15 protein-coding genes are annotated in these 21,364 nt (G+C 64.8%); 8 read left to right on the plus strand and 7 right to left on the minus strand.

Annotated features, from left to right (window positions below; translation table 11 throughout):
* Positions 1-153 precede the first annotated feature (153 nt).
* The 3 genes from AC6CH2_RS00560 to AC6CH2_RS00570 form a co-directional block, all read right to left on the minus strand.
* On the minus strand, positions 154-549 hold the full coding sequence (locus AC6CH2_RS00560; RefSeq protein ID WP_498267473.1) for a hypothetical protein: 396 nt from the start codon (positions 547-549) through the stop codon (positions 154-156).
* Between the two features lie 193 nt (positions 550-742).
* Positions 743-1,120: a hypothetical protein gene (locus AC6CH2_RS00565; RefSeq protein WP_498267474.1), complete on the minus strand. Its 378-nt coding sequence runs from the start codon at positions 1,118-1,120 to the stop codon at positions 743-745.
* 124 nt (positions 1,121-1,244) lie between these two features.
* Positions 1,245-2,420 carry a thiolase family protein gene (locus AC6CH2_RS00570; protein ID WP_498267475.1) on the minus strand — a complete coding sequence of 392 codons (1,176 nt, stop codon included), beginning with the start codon at positions 2,418-2,420 and terminating at the stop codon, positions 1,245-1,247.
* A 516-nt stretch (positions 2,421-2,936) separates the two neighbouring features.
* Here AC6CH2_RS00570 and AC6CH2_RS00575 point away from each other — a divergent pair.
* Positions 2,937-5,747: a S8 family serine peptidase gene (locus AC6CH2_RS00575; RefSeq protein ID WP_498267476.1), complete on the plus strand. Its 2,811-nt coding sequence runs from the start codon at positions 2,937-2,939 to the stop codon at positions 5,745-5,747.
* Positions 5,748-5,878: 131 nt separating this feature from the next.
* Here AC6CH2_RS00575 and AC6CH2_RS00580 read toward each other — a convergent pair whose 3' ends face one another.
* The 3 genes from AC6CH2_RS00580 to AC6CH2_RS00590 form a co-directional block, all read right to left on the minus strand.
* Entirely contained in the window at positions 5,879-7,036 is a 1,158-nt protein-coding gene (locus AC6CH2_RS00580) for an isovaleryl-CoA dehydrogenase (RefSeq protein ID WP_435394020.1), read from the minus strand.
* A 1-nt stretch (position 7,037) separates the two neighbouring features.
* Positions 7,038-7,814 carry a carbonic anhydrase gene (locus tag AC6CH2_RS00585; RefSeq protein ID WP_498267477.1) on the minus strand — a complete coding sequence of 259 codons (777 nt, stop codon included), beginning with the start codon at positions 7,812-7,814 and terminating at the stop codon, positions 7,038-7,040.
* A gap of 154 nt (positions 7,815-7,968) precedes the next feature.
* Complete coding sequence (locus AC6CH2_RS00590; RefSeq protein WP_031373366.1) at positions 7,969-9,072, minus strand: Glu/Leu/Phe/Val dehydrogenase dimerization domain-containing protein; 1,104 nt, start codon at positions 9,070-9,072, stop codon at positions 7,969-7,971.
* A 760-nt stretch (positions 9,073-9,832) separates the two neighbouring features.
* Here AC6CH2_RS00590 and AC6CH2_RS00595 point away from each other — a divergent pair.
* The 6 genes from AC6CH2_RS00595 to AC6CH2_RS00620 all read left to right on the plus strand — a co-directional run bounded on the left by AC6CH2_RS00595 (position 9,833) and on the right by AC6CH2_RS00620 (position 18,500).
* Positions 9,833-13,345, plus strand: coding sequence for a methylmalonyl-CoA mutase family protein (locus AC6CH2_RS00595; RefSeq protein WP_498267478.1), 3,513 nt, complete (start codon positions 9,833-9,835; stop codon positions 13,343-13,345).
* Positions 13,346-14,150: 805 nt separating this feature from the next.
* On the plus strand, positions 14,151-15,923 hold the full coding sequence (locus AC6CH2_RS00600) for a proprotein convertase P-domain-containing protein (RefSeq protein WP_498267479.1): 1,773 nt from the start codon (positions 14,151-14,153) through the stop codon (positions 15,921-15,923).
* Between the two features lie 165 nt (positions 15,924-16,088).
* The gene (locus AC6CH2_RS00605) at positions 16,089-16,646 is read left to right on the plus strand and encodes a DUF3228 family protein (protein WP_498267480.1); all 558 of its coding nucleotides are present in this window, start codon (positions 16,089-16,091) and stop codon (positions 16,644-16,646) included.
* An 81-nt stretch (positions 16,647-16,727) separates the two neighbouring features.
* Entirely contained in the window at positions 16,728-17,120 is a 393-nt protein-coding gene (locus AC6CH2_RS00610; protein WP_498267481.1) for a GFA family protein, read from the plus strand.
* A 214-nt stretch (positions 17,121-17,334) separates the two neighbouring features.
* Complete coding sequence (locus AC6CH2_RS00615) at positions 17,335-17,691, plus strand: hypothetical protein (protein WP_498267482.1); 357 nt, start codon at positions 17,335-17,337, stop codon at positions 17,689-17,691.
* A complete protein-coding gene (locus AC6CH2_RS00620; protein WP_498267483.1) occupies positions 17,688-18,500 on the plus strand; it encodes a zeta toxin family protein in 813 nt (270 codons plus the stop codon). Before AC6CH2_RS00615 ends, AC6CH2_RS00620 begins: the two co-directional genes overlap by 4 nt.
* A 250-nt stretch (positions 18,501-18,750) precedes the next feature.
* Here the strand turns inward: AC6CH2_RS00620 and AC6CH2_RS00625 are convergent, their stop codons facing one another.
* Positions 18,751-19,167 (minus strand): hypothetical protein, encoded by a 417-nt coding sequence (locus AC6CH2_RS00625; RefSeq protein WP_498267484.1) that lies wholly within the window; start codon positions 19,165-19,167, stop codon positions 18,751-18,753.
* A 414-nt stretch (positions 19,168-19,581) separates the two neighbouring features.
* Between AC6CH2_RS00625 and AC6CH2_RS00630 the strand changes: the two genes are divergently transcribed.
* Positions 19,582-21,363 (plus strand): ATP-dependent nuclease, encoded by a 1,782-nt coding sequence (locus tag AC6CH2_RS00630; RefSeq protein ID WP_498267485.1) that lies wholly within the window; start codon positions 19,582-19,584, stop codon positions 21,361-21,363.
* Position 21,364 lies beyond the last annotated feature (1 nt).

Below are 21,364 nucleotides of genomic sequence, written 5' to 3' on the forward strand. Positions count from 1 at the left end.
CGCCTCCGTGGACGACGGAAGGCCCGCGTGCGCGGACACGACAAAAGCCGTTTGGGCGGACCGCTGATGGCTGAAGTCCCGCACGTGCGGCGTGCGGACAAAAAGAAAGGCCCGCTTGCGCGGGCCTCTCGAAACAGCGTCTACGCAAGCGGATTAGTGCTTGGCAGCTTCTTCCTTGGCCTTCTCGGCGGCGGCGTCGGCCTTGTCGGAGACCTTGGCAGCGGCGTCGGCGGTAGCGTCGGCAGCCTTTGCGGTCGCGTCGGCGGCGCCAGCAGCGGCGTCGGCAGCGGCATTGGCGGTGGCGGCAGCGGCGTTGTCGACAGCGGCGCCGGCAGCGGCGGCAGCGTCGGTGGTGGCGGCAGCGGCGGCGTCGGCGCCTTCGGCGACGGCGGTGCCGGCGGCGTTAGCGGCCTGGGCGGCAGCGTCGCCAGCCTGCTCGGCGGCGGCCGAGGCTTCGGCGGCTTCGTTCTTGGCTTCTTCGGACTTCGGGGCGCAAGCCGACAGGGCCAGGACGGAAGCGGCGAGGAGGACGTAAAGGTGGGTCTTCATGAGTGTCTATCCTGAGGAGTTGTCTGAGAAAAAACGTGGAGCGGTGATGTCAGGCAACGCCAGTGCGCGCAGCGGTCCGGCAAGCCGGCTCGGATCGTTCACTGACCTTACGGAAAAAGCCGCCGGAGACCGGCGGCTTTCCCGTTCGGCACGATGACTCGTGCCGGAACTAAGTAGCATCGCTTGCGCGATATTACTTCTTCGCTTCTTCCTTGGCAGCTTCTGCCGGGGCAGCAGCGTCCTTGGCGGCAGCAGCGGCTTCCTTCGCGGCGTCTTCGGCGTTCTCGGCGGCGTCGGCAGCGGCGTCGGCAGCAGCCGGGGTCGCAGCGTTGGCAGCGGCGTCGGCCGAGGTGGCGGCAGCGTCGGCAGCCGAAGCGGCGGCGTCGGCGCTGGCAGCAGCGGCGTCGGCGGTGGCAGCGTCGCCAGCAGCGGCGGCGGTGTCAGCAGCGGCCTGAGCTTCGGTCGAAGCGGCAGCGGCGTCGGCGGAAGCTTCTTCGGCCTGCTTCTGGTTCGAGCAAGCGGCCAGGGCCAGGCCCAGTGCCAGGGCGATCAGCGCCTTGTTGAAATTCATGATTCGGATTCCTCGTCGATTTAGTTAGGCAACGCGCAGTTGCGCGCCGATAACATGATGACAAGCCGGTGACGTGTGTCAAGCGGCCTTGCCGGTTTTTTTTGTGCAACGCGTTTTTAACTAATTAGAGCAACTCTATCGCAATTGCGGTCGCTTCGCCGCCGCCGATGCACAGCGAGGCGACGCCGCGGCGGCCGCCGCGCAGGCGCAGGGCATTGATCAGGGTGACCACCAGGCGGGCGCCGCTGGCGCCGATCGGGTGGCCCAGGGCGACCGCGCCGCCATGGACGTTGATCTTGTCGTGGGGGATGCCGAGGTCCTTCATCGGCGCCATCGCGACGCAGGAAAAGGCCTCGTTGACCTCGAACAGGTCGACGTCGGCGACCGTCCAGCCGGCCTTTTCGAGCACGTTTGAAATCGCTTTCACCGGTGCGGTGGTGAACCATTCCGGGGCCTGCGCATGGCCGGCGTGGGCGACGATCCGGGCCAGCGGCTCGAGCCCGCGCGCGGCGGCGTCGTCGGCCGACATCAGCACGGTCGCGGCGGCGCCGTCGGAGATCTTCGAGGACGACGCGGCGGTCAGCACGCCGTCCTTGCCGAAGGCCGGGCGCAGGCCGGGGATCTTGCTGACGTCGATCTTGGCCGGCTCTTCGTCGCTGTCGACCACCACCTCGCCCTTGCGGCCCTTGACGGTGACCGGAACGATCTCGTCCTTGAAGTGGCCGGCGCTCTGCGCGGCCTGCGCGCGCTTGACGCTTTCCTCGGAATAGGCGTCGATCGCCGCGCGATCCAGGCCGTATTTCTCGCAGGCGGCGTCGCCGAACACGCCCATGGCCTTGCCGTCGTAGGGGTTGGTCAGGCCGTCCCAGGCCATGTGGTCGAGCATCTCGGTGCTGCCGTAGCGGATGCCGGTGCGCGAGTGGTTGAGCAGGTGCGGGGCATTGGTCATCGACTCCATGCCGCCGGCGACGACGACCTTGGCCGAGCCGGCCTTGATCAGGTCGTGGGCCAGCATGATCGCCTTCATGCCCGAGCCGCAGACCTTGTTGATCGTAGTGCAGCCGGCGGCGGTCGGCAGGCCGGCATTGAGCGCGGCCTGGCGCGCCGGGGCCTGGCCGAGGCCGGCCGGGAGCACGCAGCCCATGATGACTTCGTCGACCTGGTCGGCGGCGACGCCGGACTGCTCGAGCGCGCCGGCGATCGCGGCGCTGCCCAGGGTCGGGGTCGGGACGCCGGTGAACTGGCCGAGGAAGGAACCGATGGCGGTGCGCTTGGCACCGACGATGACGACATCGCTCATGGCGGAACTCCAGAAACTGTGGCGTAGGCGGCCGGCGCGGGGCCGGGTAACCGCCGGATTATGCGGCGCCATGCTGCAGCGCGGCAAATCGGCGGTCCCGGCCGAAGCATCGCGGGTCCGGTGCCGAGGCTTGGCTAACGAAAAACAAACAATTGGCCTTGCCATGCCCTGCACGAACCCGCCAGACGGCTGAACGCTGTGGAGCGGTTTTCCGGGTTTTGCCCTCCGGCCGGGTCGCCGCGCGGCCGCCGGTACCGGCAACGACCGGTCGGCGCGCGAAGCCGCGGCAGGCCGCGCCCCATCGGGGCCGGACATCGAGCGAGGTGCGCGCGGCTGAGCGACGAAGCCTTTCTCGGAACCGCGGCCATGGTTCGGGTTTACGCGCCCGGCGAAATCTGCGCGAACAACCTGCGGTTTCGATTGTCGTCGCGCACGGCTTGGATTAAAACGAAGACGACGCGCGGCCGTGTCGCAGGGGTGCGAACGGCGGGCCCGTCCCCGACGGGGAGCTGAGCCATGAAACGATTCGGACCGGCAGCGCGAAGCAGTTCGCGGCTGGCGCTGTGCGCGCTGAGCCTGGCCATCCTGAGCGCCTGCGGTGGCGGCGGAGGCGGCGGCGAAGCGGTGCGCCCGACGCCGCCGCCGCCGGCGAACCCGCCGCCGACCACGCCGCCGGCGCCGAACCCGGCCCAGCCCGCGATCGACGCGCATCTGGCGCTGACCAACGCCCGCGCGGCGCATGCGCTCGGCCTGAGCGGGCAGGGCGTGCGCATCGGCGTGGTCGACAGCGGCGTGCGCCGCACCCATCCGGCGCTGGCCGGTCGGGTCGGCCCGCACTTGATCTATACCGACCCGCGCACCAACAACCACGCCGTCGACGACGTGCTCGGCCACGGCACCTATGTCGCCCAACTCGCCGCCGGCACCGCGGTGGGCAGTTGGCCCGGCGGCATCGCCCCGGGCGCGAGCATCGTCTCGGCGCGCATCCTGTCCGACGTGCGTCCGAACGACGACGGCTCCGGCCAGGGCAACGAAGCGCGCGACGCCGGCGGTCTCGACATCGTCTCGCGCGACCTCATGAACGCTGGCGTGCGCATCATGAACAACTCCTGGGGCGGCCTGTACTGGACCGGCGACAACGTCACCGTCAGTTTCATCAACGCCTACAAGCCCTTCATCGACAACGGCGGCCTGGTCGTGTTCGCGACCGGCAACGAAGCCAAGCCGCAACCGTCCGACAACGCCTCCTTGCCGAGCCAGGGCGCCGGCGCCAACGTGCTCGAACGCGGCTGGATCGCCGCGGCCGCGCTCGACAGCAACAACCCGACCCAACTGGCGAGTTATTCCAACGCCTGCGGCATCGCCATGAACTACTGCCTGGTCGCGCCGGGCAACGTCATCGCGACCGGCGTCAACGACCCGGTCGGCAGCCCGACTTACTGGTTCGTCCAGGGCACCTCGTTCGCCGCGCCGCAGGTGTCCGGCGCCGCAGCGCTGGTGTGGCAGGCGTTTCCCTACTTCAACAACGACCTGGTGCGTCAGACCCTGCTCGGCAACGCCAGGGACCTCGGCGCGCCCGGCGTCGATGCGGTGTTCGGCCAGGGCCTGCTCGATGTCGGCGCCTCGGTGCGCGGCCCGCGCCGGCTCGACTGGGGCGACGTGCGGGTGTCGTTCGACGGCACCTCGACCTGGTCCAATCCGCTCAGCGGCAGCGGCGGACTGATCAAGGAAGGCAGCGGCACCTTGCGCCTGGACAGCGCCGCCGCGCACAGCTACACCGGCACCACCGACGTCGCCGGCGGCGTGCTGCGGCTCGCCGACAACGCCTCGACCGTGTCGCCCTTGCTCGTGCGCTCGGGCGCGACCTTCGCCGGGGGCAACGGCGCGCGCGTCGGCAACCGGGTCGACAACCAGGGCGCTTTGCGCGTGGAAGGCGCCAGCCTGCGCGTCGACAGCTACCAGCAGTCCGCGGCCGGGCAATTGCAGTTCTTCATCGGCTCCAGGCTCGAAGTCACCGGTAACGCGAATCTGGCCGGCAACGCGCACGTGCTCGGGCAGTTGCCGGGTTACACGCGCTCCAGCCGCGAGGTCTTCGTCAACGCCGGCAGCCTCAGCGGCGCCTTCGCCTCGTTGACGACCGCGTCCAACGTGTTCCTGGTCGCGGTGCCCGGCTATAGCAGCACCCAGGCTTGGCTCGACATCGTCTCGCTGAACATCACCGCCGCCGCGCAAGCGATGGGCGTGCAGGGCGCCGCCGCCGCGGCGGCCGAACGCGTCGACGGCGCCTTCGGCGAACTCGACCGCAACACCGTCGTCGAAGGCGGCCCCGGCGCGCACGGCGCCTTCAGCGCCGCGGCCGGCGCCTTGCAGCAGTCGGCCACGCCGGAAATCGCCAAGCGCTCGCTCGCCAGCCTGTCCGGCGAGCTGCACAGCGCCGACGCCGCTTTCGCGATGATGGCGATCGAAGGCAATCGCCGCGCGCTTGAATCGCGCCTGGACGCGCAGTACCTGGACCCGCGCGACGGCGCCTGGGCCGACCGCATCGACGCCCAGCGCGCCACCGCCGGCCGCTTCGACCTCGACGCGAACGGCTGGATCGTCGGCCACGACCGTCGCCAGGGCGCGCTGCGCTACGGCGCCGCGCTCAGCGAGACCGACGGTTATGCGCGCCACGAGCTGCGTCGCGACCGCGAGCGCAATCGGCAGGTCGAGGGCCAGTTCTATGCGGCCTGGAACCGCGGCGGGCACTACCTGCTCGGGCGCGCCGCGCTCGGGCGCATGGACCGCCATCTCGAACGCGAGGTCATGCTCGGCGCCGCCGATTTCGGCGTCGGGACCCGCTACGCCAATCGCTATCTGCAGCTCGATGCGCAACTGGGGCACCGTTTCGAAAGCGCCAACGGCATGGTCACGCCCTATGTCGGGGTGCAGTCGGTGCGCCTGGACCGCGGCGGGTTCGACGAACCCGGCGCGGCCGGCTTCGGCCTCAGCGCCGGCGACTCGACCCTCAGCGCCACCCAGGCGTTGCTGGGCGCGCGCCTGCAGCACGAATGGCGGATCGGCTCGGCCTTGTTGACCCTGGACGGCCGCGCCGAGTGGCAGCGCACCCTGGCGCAGTCGGGCGATTTCATCGACGCCCGCTTCACCGCCGTGGACGTGTGGTCGCCGATCGCCAGCGAGCCGCTGGCCCGCGATGTCGGCGTGTTCGGCCTGGGCCTGAGCACCCGCTTCGGCCGCGGCAGCGTCCTGCGCTTCGACTTCGACCAACGCCGTGAGCGCGGCGAGGACTATTTGCGCGCGTTCGCGACTTGGTCGGTGCCGTTCTGAGGGATGAGCCGCCCGGGTCATCGAGCGCAGCAGCAACTACCGCGATCGATGGTGGCTCCAACCACAGGCCTTCCAAACGAAAACGCCGTCGCAACCGCGACGGCGTTTTGTTTCATCCGTTCGGCGAAAGCTCAGCTCTTGCCGTCGAACAACTCGCGGCCGATCAGCATGCGGCGGATCTCGTTGGTGCCGGCGCCGATCGCGTACAGCTTGGCGTCGCGCAGGATGCGGCCGGTCGGGTACTCGTTGATGTAGCCGTTGCCGCCGAGGGTCTGGATCGCTTCCAGCGCCACCTGCACCGCGGCGTCGGAGGCGTGCAGCAGGCACGAGGCGGCGTCGACGCGGCTCTTGTAGCCGGCATCGAAGTCGCGGCCCACCTGATAGGCGAAGGCGCGGCTCGACTGCAGCGCGGTGTACATGTCGGCGATCTTGCCCTGCATCAGGCCGAAGGTGCCGATCGCCACGTCGAACTGCTTGCGCTCGCGCACGTAGGGCAGGGCGATGTCGAGCGCGGCCTGCATCAGGCCCAGCGGACCGCCGGTCAGGACCAGGCGCTCGGTGTTGAGGCCGCTCATCAGCACCTTGACGCCGTGATGCACTTCGCCGAGCACGTTCTCGACCGGAATCTCGCAGTCCTCGAACACCAGCTCGCAGGTGTTGGAGCCGCGCATGCCCAGCTTGTCGAGCTTCTGCGCGGTGCTGAACCCCTTCATGCCCTTCTCGACGATGAAGGCGGTCATGCACTTGCTGCCGGCGTCCTTGCCCGCGGTGCGCATGTACACCACCAGCACGTCGGCCTCGGGGCCGTTGGTGATCCACATCTTGTTGCCGTTGGCGACCCAGACGTCGCCTTTCAACTCGGCGCGGCAGCTCATCGAGCCGACCACGTCCGAGCCGGCGCCGGGCTCGCTCATCGCCAGCGCGCCCTTCCACTCGCCGCTGCACAGCTTGGGCAGGTACTTGGAACGCTGCGCCTCGTTGCCGTTGGCGTAGAGGTTGGACACGCACAGGTTGGAGTGCGCGCCGTAGGACAGGCCCACCGAGCCGGAGGCGCGGGAGATTTCCTCCATCGCCACCAGATGCGCCAGATAGCCCATCTCGCTGCCGCCGTATTCGCCCGGCACGGTCATGCCCAGGAGGCCCATCTCGCCTAGTTTCGGCCACAGGTCCTGCGGGAAGGCGTTGTCATGATCGATCTGCTCCGCGCGCGGCGCGATCTCGGCTTCGGCGAAACGGCGTACGGCATCGCGCAGCGCGTCGATCTCTTCACCCAGGGGAAAACTGCGCATATCAGCCCTCGTAACGAATCAGCGGCCGCCCGTTGAGCGGTTGGATGTTGCGGTTGTTGCGGCGGTAGTGGGACAAGAACGCCTGGATCTGCGCCTTGGACATCGTCACCGGCGCGGGCAGCACATACCACTCCACATTTTCCGACAACGGCGGGGTCGTTAGCGAGCCCAGATAGTGATAGTAGGCATGCGATTTCGGTAACAGCGCCTCGATATCGATCTCGCGCTGCGCTTTCGCGCCGTCGCGGCGGCTCGGTTCGAGATCGTCGAGCACCTGCTGGGCGACCGGATTGGCCGCGCCTTCGACGTACATCACGCCGATCACGGCCAGGCGCCCGTCCTGGGCCTTGAACACGAAATGGCCTTCGAGCGGGAAGTGCTTGCCGTCGAGGGTGTGTTCGCTTTCGGCGTGGAAATGGAATTGGCTCAGGGCGAAATGGCGGCCGCGGATGGTCGCCTCGGTGCGGTGGGTGTCGACCTGGACCGCGTGGCCGTTGTCGGCGACGGCGTCGATCGGACCGCGGGTGTGGACGAATTCCAGCGCGCGCGGCTCGTTGTCGGCGGCGGCGACCGCCGAGGCGGTGACGATGTCGATCGGCGACTGCGCCTTGTCGTGCGCGGCCTGCCAGCGCTCCTGGTGTTCGTAATCCAGGGTTTCGTGGTGGGCGTGGCCGGGCGGGGCCGGGGCAGCGGCTTGCGCCGCCGCCTGCACGCCGGCGTGCATGGCGATGGCGGCGAAGCCCAGTGCGACCGCGGCGGCGAGTACCTGTTTACGCATGGCGTGCATCCCGTGGGTGGCAAGACAGTGGAGGAGACCGCGTTCGTAGCGTGACCCGGCGACGCGCTTGCGCGCATTCAGAAAGACGCAAGCGGGTGCGAGAACCCTGCGCCGGATACGACGACGGGGCCGATGGGCCCCGTCGTGGTGTGGCTCAGTGGCCGCTGCGGATGCGTCCGCGGAAGCTCGGCGTCGACCGGCCCATCGGCAGCTTGAGCTTGCCGATCGCGCTGATGCGCTCTTCGGCCAGGCGGTCGGCGGCGGTGTAGGTCGGGATGCTGTCGCGCTCGGCGATTTCGAAGATGCGGCCGAGGTTGTGGTAGATCGTGCGCATCATGCGCATGGCGCGCTCGCGGTTGTAGCCGTCGAGTTCCAGCGCCACGTTCATCACGCCGCCGGCGTTCACTGCGTAATCCGGCGCGTACAGGATGCCGCGCTTGGACACTTCGTCGCCGATGGCGTTGTTGGCCAGCTGGTTGTTGGCCGCGCCGCAGATGATCTTGGCCTTCAGGCGCGGCAAGGTCTGCTCGTTGACGGTGCCGCCCAGCGCGCACGGCGAGTACACGTCGGCCGGCACGTCGTAGATCTCGTCCAGGCCCACCGCTTCGGCGCCGTACTCGGACACGGCCTTGTCGACCAAGCCTTTGTTGATGTCGGTGACGAAGATCTTCGCGCCGCGCTCCTTGAGCAGCTTCACGAATTCCATGCCGACGTGGCCCAGGCCCTGCACGGCGTAGCTGTACTTGCCGACTTCCTCGTCGCCGAAGCGCTTGTTCAGCGCCGCCATCAGGCCCTGCAGGGTGCCGTAGGCGGTGAACGGCGAGGGATCGCCCGAACCGCCGTGGACCTGGTGCACGCCGGTGACGTACTCGGTTTCGCGGTACACGTATTCCATGTCGTTGACGTCGATGCCGACGTCTTCGGCGGTGATGTAGCGGCCGCCCAGCGAGTCGACGAACTTGCCGAATGCGCGGAACAGCGCCTCGGACTTGTCGGCGGCCGGGTCGCCGATGATCACGGCCTTGCCGCCGCCGATGTTGAGGCCGGCGACCGCGTTCTTGTAGGTCATGCCGCGGCTCAGGCGCAGCACGTCGTTCAGCGCGTCCTGCTCGGTCTTGTACGGCCACATCCGCAGGCCACCCAGCGCCGGGCCGAGCACGGTGTTGTGGATCGCGATGATGGCCTTCAGGCCGGCGTCCTTGTTATGGCAGAACACGACCTGCTCATGGCCGAAGGTGTCGAGGGTTTCGAAAATCATCGGGTGCTCCGGACCGGCGCGGCATTGCGCGAAGCGCTAAGGACGCCTGGTGGTGGTAAGTCGTTGAATGGAAATGGATTCGCCTGTACGCCGCAACCGCAGGGGCCCGCCGTAGGGGCCGTAGTCTAAAGCAATCGGGCAATACGGCTAGGTATTGCAGGGTCCGGGCAATCGTGGCTGGAACCGCTCCGTGAAGGCTTATGAAGCCCGGTGAAAGCCTGCGCAGGCTGCGCGCGGCCCGGTCCGGGCCGCGACTGGGCGCGCGCTGCGCGCTTTGCCGCAGTTGCCGATTCGCCGCCGGCCGCTCGAACGTTCGCCTTCGCCTTCGCCTTCGCCTTCGCCTTCGCGTCGCACCCGCAAGGAGCCGCAGCGCAGCCAAGGGTAGGAGCGGCGCAAGCCGCGACCGCGCACCCGCACGATCGCCTCGCCGGCTTCCTGCAATCGAATCGCTTCGCATCGTGACCAGCCTTTGCCGGAGCGACAAAAGCCGCGACCGCACGAACACGCATCTGCAACCGCATTCCGCTTCGATCGGCCGCGACGACCGTGCCAGTCGTCGCGCTTGCGCAGCTATCGGGCACCGACGCGGTCGCGGCTTGCGCCGCTCCTGCCTCTAAGCTTCGCCGGCATGGCGACGTGCGGGCCATGACGCGGCCCGGGCGCGCCCGCAGCACCGTTCGCCCCCGCACGGCCGGCCGCCGGACCGGACCTGCCGCCCGGAGCTACAATACGCACAGCCCGTATGCGTATCGAGATGCCCATGAGCACGACCGCCGCCAACATTCCTGCCGCACAGCCCGACGCCACGCCGCTGCGTTTCGTCACCGCTGCCAGCCTGTTCGACGGCCACGACGCCGCGATCAACATCATGCGTCGCCTGATCCAGGGGCAGGGCGCCGAAGTCGTCCACCTCGGCCACAACCGCTCGGTCGAGGACGTGGTCCGCGCCGCGCTGCAGGAAGATGCCGACGGCATCGCCCTGTCCAGCTACCAGGGCGGTCATGTCGAGTACTTCAAGTACATGGTCGACATGCTCAGGGAACGCGGCGCCGGCCACATCCGCGTGTTCGGCGGCGGCGGCGGCACCATCACCCCGGAAGAGATCCGCGAATTGCAGGCCTACGGCGTCGAGCGCATCTACCACCCCAACGACGGCATGCACATGGGCCTGGTGGCGATGATCGAAGACGTCATCCGCCGCGCCAACGAAGGCCGCATCGCCGACACCACGCCGGACAAGCCGGCCGCGATCGACGATGAGATCACCATCGGCAAGATGCTCTCGGCGATCGAAGAGGGCCTGCTCGACGAAGCCCAGCTCGCCCATCTGCGCAAGCAGTGGCAGCTCGCCGGCGGCAAGACCCCGGTGGTCGGCATCACCGGCACCGGCGGCGCCGGCAAGTCCTCGGTCACCGACGAACTGCTCAACCGCTTCCTGGCCAATTTCCCCGACATGCGCATGGCGGTGATCTCGGTCGACCCGACCCGCCGCCGCACCGGCGGCGCGCTGCTCGGCGACCGCATCCGCATGAACTCGCTGCGCAGCCCGCGCGTGTACATGCGCTCGATGGCCACCCGCCGCCAGCACTCGGCCACCAACACCGTGCTGAAGGACTGCATCGGTTTCCTGCGTGGCCTGGGCTACGACCTGGTGATCGTGGAGACCGCCGGCATCGGCCAGTCCGACTCGGAGATCGTCGACCTGGTCGACTTCCCGATGTACGTCATGACCAGCGACTTCGGCGCGCCGAGCCAGTTGGAGAAGATCGACATGCTCGACTTCGCCGAACTGGTGGTGCTGAACAAATTCGACAAGCGCGGCGCCGAAGACGCGCTGCGCGACGTGCGCAAGCAGTGGAAGCGCAACCGCGTCGCCTTCCAGACCAAGGACGAAGACGTTCCGGTCTATCCGACCATCGCCAGCCAGTTCAACGACCCCGGCATCAGCTGGATGTTCGTCAACCTGTGCCGCCTGCTGCGCGAGAAGCTGTCGCTGCCGGCCGAGAAGTGGACGCCGGACGTCGACACCTCGCTCAAGGAGCCGCGCGCCACCGTGCTGATCCCCGGCAGCCGCGTGCGCTACCTGGCCGAGATCGCCGAACAGGGCCGCAGCATCAACCGCCAGATCGAGACCCAGGCCGACGTCGCCGACCGCGCGCAGTCGTACTGGCAGTCCCTGCACGACCTCGACGACCCCGAGTTGCCGAAACAGCTCGACCTGTACGCCGCCGAAGCCTTGCTGTCGGCTCCCGGGGCAGGAGCGACGCAAGCCGCGACCCAAGACGCGACCCAAGACGCGACGTCGCCGGCAAAGACCGTCGACCGCACCCTCATCACCCTGCGCCAGCGCTACAACGACGCCGTCCAGTCGCTGAGCTCCGAAGCCCTCAAGCTGCTGCGCGACTGGCCCGCGCGCCTGAAGTCGATCACCGACGAGGTCAACGAGTACAAGGTCCGCGACAAGGTCATCCGGGTCGAGAACTACCGCGACTCGCTGAGCCATCAGAAAATCCCGAAGATCGCCGCGCCGACCTACAAGAGCTGGGGCGAGCTGCTGACCTTCCTGCAGAAGGAAAACCTGCCGGGCTATTACCCCTACACCGGCGGCGTGTATCCCTACCGCCGCACCGGCGAAGACCCGATCCGCATGTTCGCCGGCGAAGGCACGCCCGAGCGCACCAACCGCCGCTTCCACTACCTCAGCGTCGGCCAGCCGGCCGCGCGCCTGTCGACCGCGTTCGACAGCGTCACCCTGTACGGCGAAGACCCGGCGGTGCGTCCGGACATCTTCGGCAAGATCGGCAACTCCGGCGTCAACATCGCGTCCCTGGACGATATGAAGAAGCTGTACTCCGGCTTCGACCTGTGCGCGCCGACCACTTCGGTGTCGATGACCATCAACGGCCCCGCGCCGATGTTGCTGGCGATGTTCATGAACACCGCCATCGACCAGCAGGTCGAGAAATACCTGCGCGAGGACGGCGCCCGCTGGGACGCCGCCCACGACAAGATCGAGGCCATGTTCGCCGATCGCAAACGCCCGCAGTACAGCGGCCTGCTGCCGGAGACCAACGACGGCCTCGGCCTGGGCCTGCTCGGCGTCACCGGCGACCAGGTCGTCGACGCCGAGACCTACGAAGCCATCAAGACCCGCACCCTCGCCACCGTGCGCGGCACCGTGCAGGCCGACATCCTCAAGGAAGACCAGGCCCAGAACACCTGCATCTTCAGCACCGAGTTCGCCCTGCGCATGATGGGCGACATCCAGCAGTACTTCGTCGACAAGAACGTCCGCAACTTCTATTCGGTGTCGATCAGCGGCTACCACATCGCCGAAGCCGGCGCGAACCCGATCAGCCAGCTCGCCTTCACCCTGAGCAACGGCTTCACCATCGTTGAGTACTACCTCGCGCGCGGAATGAAGATCGACGACTTCGCGCCCAACCTGTCGTTCTTCTTCAGCAACGGCATGGACCCGGAGTACACCGTCATCGGCCGCGTCGCCCGCCGCATCTGGGCGCGCGCCATGCGCGAGCGCTACGGCGCCGACCCGCGCAGCCAGATGATGAAGTACCACATCCAGACCAGCGGCCGCTCCCTGCACGCGCAGGAAATCCAGTTCAACGACATCCGCACCACCTTGCAGGCCCTGTACGCGCTGTTCGACAACTGCAATAGCCTGCACACCAACGCTTACGACGAAGCCATCACCACCCCGACCGAAGAAAGCGTGCGCCGCGCGGTCGCGATCCAGATGATCATCAACAAGGAACTGGGCCTCAATTTCAACGAAAACCCCTGGCAGGGCAGCTTCGCCGTCGACTACCTCACCGACATCGTCGAAGAGGCCGTGTACAAGGAGTTCGAGGCCATCAGCGAGCGCGGTGGCGTGCTCGGCGCCATGGACACCATGTACCAGCGCGGCAAGATCCAGGAAGAGAGCCTGTACTACGAGCACAAGAAGCACGACGGCAGCCTGCCGCTGGTCGGCGTCAACACCTTCCTGCCGAAGGACCACGGCGGCGACATCGTCACCGAGATCGAACTGATCCGTTCGACCGAAAGCGAGAAGGGCCAGCAGATCGACAACGTGCTGTCGTACCAGCAGGGCCGCAACGCCTATGCCAGCGACGGCCTGCGCAGCCTGCAGGCCGCCGCGCGCGACCGCAAGAACGTGTTCGCCAGCCTGATGGAAGCGGTGAAGACCCACAGCCTGGGCCAGATCAGCCATGCCCTGTACGACGTGGGCGGCGAGTATCGCCGCAATATGTAAGCGCGGCGCATCGCCGAACCCGAACAGGCCCGCCGATGCGGGCCTGTTTTTTGGCTGTTCGATTCGATTGCGACGGGCTGCATGGAATGGCTGCTGCGATAGAAGCCAGAGCAAATCCCCCGGCGCAGCTGCATCCACCTCAAACACGCCACGCAGGCGCCTGCCCCCTTTTTCAAAGGGGGCGATGGTTCTGCCCGGATCTTTTCAAAGGAATGAGTTTGCCCGGGTTCTTTAAAAGAGGGCGAGTTTGCCCGGGTCTTTTTAAAGAGGACGAGTTCTGCCCGTATTTGCCGTCGCCCCATGCTTTCCCCCCTTTGAAAAAGGGGGGTAGGGGGGATTTGCCTTTACCAGAGCATGCAATAACTTCCAACTGCCACCGCCGAAGCCGCTGCCGTAGCCACCCGCCGCAGTTCCTTCCTTTGCGAGCGCCGCTTTTACCCGTCCAGGCAATAGTTAGCTTCAGCAGAAAAACAAAACACCCGCTCGCCGCACTCTCCACCCATCCAAACGCGGCGCATCGCTCCCAATACAGCGTCAGCCCAATCCGCGACGCATATCACGCCAACCCCACAACGCAGGCTGGCAAACAACGGCCCGCACGAAAGCCAAAAGCAGCGCCGCCCGCAAACCATCGCTCAGACCGTGCCGCAGGCCCGTTCACGCATCTAAAACCATGCCGGCTTTCTCATTAGGCCGATAGGCGTTCTGCCAAGATCGCCGCGCGTCAAGGTATCGCCGCGCGTTACGTCGCCGGCCGCCATCGCGGCCCGGTCATCTTTCACCCTCATTTTTCAGGAGTGGCCTCATGGCTATCCCCCTGCAGCGGCTGCGCGCGTTCGCTCGGCATGCCTGCGTCATTGCTGTGCTGGCGTTGGCAACGACGACCGGCGCTCATGCACAAACCAAAGCTTCTTCAGCAACCAGCACCTACGGCGATTTCAGCCTCGACATCGACCCCGGCAATGTGGCCACCAGCCGCGAAAGCTCGGTCTTCGCCTACGTGGTCGTGACCAGCATCGACCGCTTCAGCCGGCCCGCCGCGCTCAGCGCCTCGGGCTTGCCGGCGGGCGTCACCGCCAGCTTCTCGCCCGCCACGATCAGCCCGCCGCCGAGCGGCCATGCGCGCTCCCGGCTGACCCTGGCGATCGGCGCCGGCGTCCCGGCCGGCACCTATCCCATCACCGTCACCGGCAAGTACGACACGCTCGTGCGCAGCACCACCGCGAACCTCACCGTCACCGCCGATGCCGGCTTCAAGCTCAGCATCGCCGGCACCCAGCACATCACCTATCTCGGCCGCAGTAGCCAGCTGCCGGTGACCGTCGCCGGCCACGCCTTCGACGAGCCGGTGACCCTGGGCGTAAGCGGTTTGCCCGCCGGCGTCACCGCGACCTTCGGCATCAACCCGGTCAACCCGGGCGCCAAGGCGGCGGTGAACTCGACCCTGACCTTCAAGGCCTCCGCGCAAGCGGCGCAAGGCAAGTACCCGCTGACCATCACCGGCACCTCGGGCGCCATCACCCGCAGCCTGCCGCTGGACCTCTACGTCAACCCGGTGCCCGACTTCACCATGTGGACGGTCGGCCGCAGCCGCGCCCTGGTGGCGGTGACCCAGCAGGCCGGCATCAGCGGCTGGCTGGAGATCAACGCGCGGCCGCTGCACGGCTGGAACCAGCCCATCGCGTTCTCGATGGAAGGCCTGCCGCCCGGCGTCGTCGCGCGCTTCAGCCCCGAAGTCGTGAACCCCTACGGCCCCACCAGCATCGCCTTCACCGCATCCGCCGATGCGCCGGTGGGCACGTACGAAGCCAACATCGTCGGCACCGCCGCCTCGGCGACCCATCGTTTGCCGGTGCAGCTGACGGTGTTGCCGTATATCGACCCCAACCGCCTGGCCAACGACCTCACCCGGGTCGGCATGAACCTGAAGGCCGGCGAGTCGCTGGTGTTCAACCTCATGAAGCCCGAGGGCGCCGCGCCCGGCTTCTACCTCAACACCCAGTTCGGCCCCGGCACCGGAGCCGGCACCTTGTACGTGCGCGAAGGCGCGCCGCCGACCGATACCGAATATCACTGCCGCACCAGCGGCGTGTGGAGCACCTTCTGCCGGGTCGACCGCGACCCGCAGGCCGACTTCCCGGTCACTTACTTCCTGCGCCTGAAGGCGCGCACCGACATGACCGGCGCCAGCGTCATGGCGACCTATGGCGACCACTACGACGCCCGCCCGCGTGCGGTGTTCGCCAACCCGGCCGATTACCTCATCAACGACAACAGCGTCGTCGAAAGCCCGCTGACCGTCGCCGGCGTGGACGGCAACGGCGGCACCGCGCGCCTGGTCTACCGCCTTAACCACCCGTACCGCACCGACCTCAAGCTGGAACTGATCGCGCCCGACGGCAAGGCCTACCTGTTGCGCGACCACAGCAACGGCCCGATCAACCCGAGCGTCGAACAGACCCTGGACCTCACCGACAAAGTCGCCAACGGCGTGTGGAAACTGCGCGTCACCGACGACGTCCCCGGCGGCTCGGGCACCTTGCTGCACTGGACCCTGGATTTCTTCCGCAGGGACTGAAGTCGCCAACTCGCCGATCCCACGCTCAGAACCCCTCTCCCGCCCGCGGGAGAGGGGCAGGGCGGGGCGCAGCAGATCGCCCAGCCAGCATCTCGAACGGCACGGCCGCACCACGCGGCCCGCCATCGCAATGCGCCGCGGCCCCGGGCGTTCGATAATGCGCCCATGACCATCATCCTCACCGACTTCGCCCGCGCCCGCCTGTTCCCGCGCGAGCCGCGCCGCAACACCATCCAGGACATCACCCCCGAACAGTTCGAGCGCCACCTCAACGAAGCGCCGCCGCTGCAGGTGCTCGACGGCTACGCCCCGTTCTGCAAACTGCACGTGCACCGCAACTGGACCAGCACCCGTTGCCTTGCGGTGCCGATCACCGAGGCCAACCGCCACCTGCTGCGTTCGGACTACGACGCCCGCACCAAGGACGAACTGCCGGTGCTGGTGCGCTGGTTCGAGGGGCTCGACCCGCCGGTGGCCGAATACCTCATCGTCATCCTCTACAGCCGCGAACAACTGGCCAAGGAAGGCACCGTCACCGACGCCGACTGGGGCGTGGTCGGCTGCATGTACACCGCCGAACCCGTCGAAACCCCGATGGCCCCCATCACCATGATGCGCAACGCACTGGGCGTGGAAGAGGGCGGCTCCGGCGTACCGCTCGACCGCGAGGCCTACCGCCGCAGCGTCGCGTTCTGGAGCACGCACGCGAACTGGCGCGGCTGAGGCGCTTTCCGCGGCCAGCGGTTGCAGCGCCGCAGCGTTCGTCGTAAACAAGGCGTCGGCCGACTTCGAACGAGGTGCCCCATGGATCGATACACCGGCGGCTGCTGGTGCGGCAACGTCCGCATCGTGGCCACGGGCCGCCCCTACCGGGTCGGCCTGTGCCACTGCCTCGATTGCCGCAAACACCACGGCGCCCTGTTCCACGCCTCGGCGATCTTTCCCGAAGAAGCGGTCGCCGTCAAAGGCGAAACCCGCGACTACAGAGGCCGGCACTTCTGCCCGAACTGCGGCTCGCCCGTGTTCGGCCGCAGCGGCGACGAAATCGAAGTGAACCTGGGCGCATTGGACGCCCCCGACCAATTCCAACCGACGTATGAGCTGTGGACCGTGCGCCGCGAATCCTGGCTGCCGCCGTTCCCGCTCGCGCGGCATTACGAACGCAATCGCGAGGGCCTGACGCGCTTCGAGGAATAAGTACGGAAGGCCGGTTGGCACATTAGTGGCGCACGACGAACGTCGCACACAGACTCGAATCGGCATAACCGCAACTCGTGGTTGCGCATAACCTTCGTTCGACAAAAATAATCGAGAAATCCACGGCGATAACCGCACACGGGGCTTGCAACCCAACCCCGGAATAGGGGACTTTTATCCGGCCCCAATGCCCCACTCAGGAAGAGGACGCAGCATGTGGATATTCAAGGCCAAGCTGACGCCCCCGGAAGTCCCGTCCAGCTTGCGCGAATTGCTCAAGGACTACCCGGGGCATATCGAAAACTTACAAACCGTCCTGAATGAATTCGCAGAGCCGACGCCCCGGGTGCAGCCGTTGGACGAGGCCATCTGGGCACTTCAGAACCGGCTCGACTGGTTTCTTCAAGAGGCCGTTCGACAGCTTGAGGCCGCGCGGGCCGACGGAAACCCCGTGCTGTTCGACGCGGCCGAACGCGCAAGATCGACGATGGGCCGCGCGCTCTTGAGCTTCGACAGCGATCCTGACGGGCTTGGGCGTTACTTCAAGCTGCACAAGAAGGCATTCGAATGACCTCCCAAGAGCGCGTGTTGGACATAAGGCTCGGCGAGATGATTTTCTGGGATCGGATCGTTCCCGATAGCGGCATGGAGCAGGCCGCATCCCACTCCCAACCCAAGGCGATCTTCTTGGTGGGCCAGCCGGGCGCAGGGAAAAGCGCCCTGATAGGCATGGCGAAAGCAGACCTGGGCCATGATCCGATCGTGATCGACCCGGATAGGCTCCGCAGCTATTGGCCGGATGTGCGTGAACTGCGCAACGCGAGCCCCTACACCTGGCCTCTCGATACAGACCCTGATGTCGGTCTATGGGCCGCCGCCTTGCAAGAGGTGGCGGTTCGAGGCCGTAAAAACATCATCATCGATACCACGTTGAGCGACGCGGAAAGCCTGCTCGACCAGATACGGTTAATGCAGGTCGAGCGCTATGAAGTTCAAGTCCGAGTGGTGGCCGTGCATAGATTGGAAAGCGAACTCGCCGTCGATGCGCGCTTCCTGAGTGGCTTCCTCAGGGACGGTCACGGTCTTTATCACCAAGAAGCCTTTCGTAAGCAGTGCTACGAGAACATGCCGAGCAACTTGGACCGTGTGCGCGGTCAAGCAGACATCCCGATCCGCATCTTTAATTGCGATGGCCTGGAGATCTATGACGGCCGCATCAACCCAGCGCCGCCCGGAGCGGCGCTTGAGCAAGCCCGCGAGGCCCGGCTTGCCGATCCAAAAGTCACCAAAGCAGTGCATAGGGGGTTGAAAAAGCAATCGGCCCTGCATCGCGACCTTCCCGAGATACTCGCTCGCATGACCGAGCCGCCGATGCCATGAGGTGGGAATGTTGATGTCGGATGGATTCCTTCCGGGGTTCTGTTCAAATGGCTTGAAATGCTTAAGGGCTATCCCGAACACCTTGCGCGGCTGCAAGAGGTTCTGAATAACTTTGCCGAGCCTCAATCACGCGTTCAGCGGTTCGATGACGCGATATGGGCGCTTCGAGATACCCTCGAAGCCTTCATGCGATAGAACGAATGCGAAGGATAAACTGATGTTCTTGGCTTGCCCCAGCAGTAGAGGTGTGTCATTCAGTCTCGCGGACAAACTTGAATCGAGAAGCGAGCTGACGACAGCGCGGGCAGTACCACACGGCAATGGTATCCCCTGTGTAAGGCAGGCCCTGTGTGATGTATGGCGGTGCATTGGTATACGGGAAGAGGCGCTGGCGTTCGGCCATGTATGCATCGTCGTATCGGGCAGTGCCGTGGAAAACTTCTATGTGGTCGTGCAGCAGATCTTCTCCGTGCAACACACAAAATCGGAGTAGCACGTCCAGTTGCGTAAATGCGGGGGCGAATTCTGGGTGTGCCTCGACGAAGCGCTCCCACTCGCGCTCCTGCTGGTACAGCAAGCGCGGAACAGCGCCCCTGAGGACGAACTTCGTAAACCGTTCCTCGCCATGAAATCTCTCTAATGCGTTGCGGAAAGATCTGGCATCCATGTTTCTTATCCAAAGGAGCGGCTCGTGGACGCTCCAAACATAGAGGTTGATGAGAGCTTTGTGGCAGGTGATGAAAGTTCTGTCGACGGAGACATTGCACTTCACGCAAGGTGCGCGGGACGCAATATTGCTACAGAGCGAGGACGCAGTAGCAGGTACGGAATCAGCATATTCCGATGTGGAGCACCCCTGGAGTGATTGCGTGAGGTGATTCGCGACAATGACCACCGCCAGACGATAGCGGTCTAGGATTCGTGGTTATCTACTCAAGCCGCTAAAGGATGCCAGAGATGGCCGGAGACCTGGGTATTTTTCGTTGTGGCTTGGAGTGCGTGCGACGTTAATTTCAATCATTGCAAAGCGATGAATAGCCCGTGCGGTGGAGTTTTCCTGGTCTAGAACAAAGGGTGAAAAATGTTGACCGAGATCAGGCTGCAGAATTTTCGTTGTTTTGACAATCATTTGATCCCTCTGCGTCGTCGAACCGTTGTGGTGGGAAAGAATAACGCAGGAAAATCGACATTAGTCGACGCGCTTAGGATTGTTTCTATAGTTTCTAGTCGCCTCAGAACTATGGCATTTAAAAAGCCACCGGCTTGGGCTGATTTACCTGCTAGGGAGGTGGGTATCAATCCGTCTCTCGCTGGCATAGAGTTCAATGGCGAAAACCTATTTCATAGATATGGTGAGGCGCCTGCGCAAATTATAGCAACCTTCTCTTCCTCGGCGTCTTTAAAGATATATGTGGGCGAGGGTGCCGAGGTTCATGCGGTGCTTTTGGATGGAAAGGGTGGAGTCATTTCCTCGCGAGGTAAAATCGATGGCCTAGGGGTGGATGGGGTTGAGATAATGCCTCAGGTTGGGCCATTGGAGAGGTCGGAGTCTTTACGTAATCCTGAATATGTGAGGCGAAATCTCTCGTCAGCACTTGCTTCCCGTCATTTCAGAAATCAGTTGCACTTGTTTAAGGGTAATTTCGACAAATTCAGGCAATTGTCCCAGGATACATGGCCGGGACTCGACGTGCGTGACCTAAATCTCTTTAGGGAGGGGGATAAGGCCGAGTTCTCGCTATTAATTAGAGCGAATGACTACGTTACAGAAGTTGCTAATATGGGGCATGGGCTTCAGATGTGGTTGCAAACTATGTGGTTTCTCTCGAGAGTTAATTTGCATGCGGTGGTAATTTTAGATGAGCCAGATGTTTATATGCATCCGGACTTGCAGCGTAGATTAATGCGGCACCTTCTGTTGCGAGACAGCCAGGTCGTCGTGACGACTCACTCTGTTGAAGTCATGGCTGAGGTCGAGCCGGAGGATGTGCTGGTTCTTGATAGACAGCGATGTTCTGCTTTTGCAGGTACTTTTCCTGCTGTCCAAAGGGTGCTCGATCATGTTGGCAGTGCCCATAATTTGCAGTTGGCGAAACTATGGCATTCACGAAAATGTTTGCTGGTTGAGGGCGGCGAATTCGGGTTGTTATCGGATTTTTTTGACGTTATTTTTGTTTCTGATCGAGATGGCTTAGCCTACATGCCTCACATGTCCATTGGTGGTTGGAATGGCTTTGCTAATGCCCTTGGGTCGTCCTTGTTCTTGCGCAATGCCGGAGGGGAGAGGATTCGAGTCTACTGCATACTTGACTCTGATTATCATACCGAGCAGCAAATTTTAAAAAAATATAAGCAGGCTGCTGAAGCGGGGATTGAATTGCATATTTGGAGGAGAAAGGAAATTGAGAATTATCTCCTTGTTCCTAAAGCTATTCATCGCGCTATAGTCGCCCGGCTTGCAAAGCGCACTAAAGTGCCATCTATTGATGAGATCGACGCTGAGCTTATGCGGCTGGTTAATGATCTTGAGGAAGAGGTTTTTGACGGCATGGTTGGGGAGTTTGCGCTAGACGATCGCTCACTTGGGGCGGGAAGAACAAACAAGATTGCCAGGCATGAGCTCAAGCGGCGCTGGGGCGAACCAGATTCCCGAATTGGGGTTGTGCCGGGAAAATACGTTTTCTCTCAAATCGCTCGCTGGGCACAGGACCAGTTTGGAGTCTCATTGAATGCAGGTCTTGTTGCGAGATCGATGCATTTTGAGGATGTCCCTCGCGAAATGCGAATAGTGCTTGAAAGCGTGGCTAATGGAACTCCTTTCCCGTTCGTTGATCGCCCGATTAATGTAAAAATGGCTGAATAGA

The sequence above is a fragment of the Lysobacter sp. GQ73 genome (assembly GCF_059758755.1).

What these genes read in the sequence shown, in the direction of transcription:
- AC6CH2_RS00585 (WP_498267477.1), bottom strand. Translation starts at nt 7,814, where the DNA reads ATGCGTAAACAGGTACTCGCCGCCGCGGTCGCACTGGGCTTCGCCGCC.
- AC6CH2_RS00570 (WP_498267475.1), bottom strand. Translation starts at nt 2,420, where the DNA reads ATGAGCGATGTCGTCATCGTCGGTGCCAAGCGCACCGCCATCGGTTCC.
- AC6CH2_RS00565 (WP_498267474.1), bottom strand. Translation starts at nt 1,120, where the DNA reads ATGAATTTCAACAAGGCGCTGATCGCCCTGGCACTGGGCCTGGCCCTG.
- AC6CH2_RS00605 (WP_498267480.1), top strand. Translation starts at nt 16,089, where the DNA reads ATGACCATCATCCTCACCGACTTCGCCCGCGCCCGCCTGTTCCCGCGC.
- AC6CH2_RS00600 (WP_498267479.1), top strand. Translation starts at nt 14,151, where the DNA reads ATGGCTATCCCCCTGCAGCGGCTGCGCGCGTTCGCTCGGCATGCCTGC.
- AC6CH2_RS00620 (WP_498267483.1), top strand. Translation starts at nt 17,688, where the DNA reads ATGACCTCCCAAGAGCGCGTGTTGGACATAAGGCTCGGCGAGATGATT.
- AC6CH2_RS00630 (WP_498267485.1), top strand. Translation starts at nt 19,582, where the DNA reads ATGTTGACCGAGATCAGGCTGCAGAATTTTCGTTGTTTTGACAATCAT.
- AC6CH2_RS00580 (WP_435394020.1), bottom strand. Translation starts at nt 7,036, where the DNA reads ATGCGCAGTTTTCCCCTGGGTGAAGAGATCGACGCGCTGCGCGATGCC.
- AC6CH2_RS00615 (WP_498267482.1), top strand. Translation starts at nt 17,335, where the DNA reads ATGTGGATATTCAAGGCCAAGCTGACGCCCCCGGAAGTCCCGTCCAGC.
- AC6CH2_RS00590 (WP_031373366.1), bottom strand. Translation starts at nt 9,072, where the DNA reads ATGATTTTCGAAACCCTCGACACCTTCGGCCATGAGCAGGTCGTGTTC.
- AC6CH2_RS00560 (WP_498267473.1), bottom strand. Translation starts at nt 549, where the DNA reads ATGAAGACCCACCTTTACGTCCTCCTCGCCGCTTCCGTCCTGGCCCTG.
- AC6CH2_RS00575 (WP_498267476.1), top strand. Translation starts at nt 2,937, where the DNA reads ATGAAACGATTCGGACCGGCAGCGCGAAGCAGTTCGCGGCTGGCGCTG.
- AC6CH2_RS00595 (WP_498267478.1), top strand. Translation starts at nt 9,833, where the DNA reads ATGAGCACGACCGCCGCCAACATTCCTGCCGCACAGCCCGACGCCACG.
- AC6CH2_RS00610 (WP_498267481.1), top strand. Translation starts at nt 16,728, where the DNA reads ATGGATCGATACACCGGCGGCTGCTGGTGCGGCAACGTCCGCATCGTG.
- AC6CH2_RS00625 (WP_498267484.1), bottom strand. Translation starts at nt 19,167, where the DNA reads ATGGATGCCAGATCTTTCCGCAACGCATTAGAGAGATTTCATGGCGAG.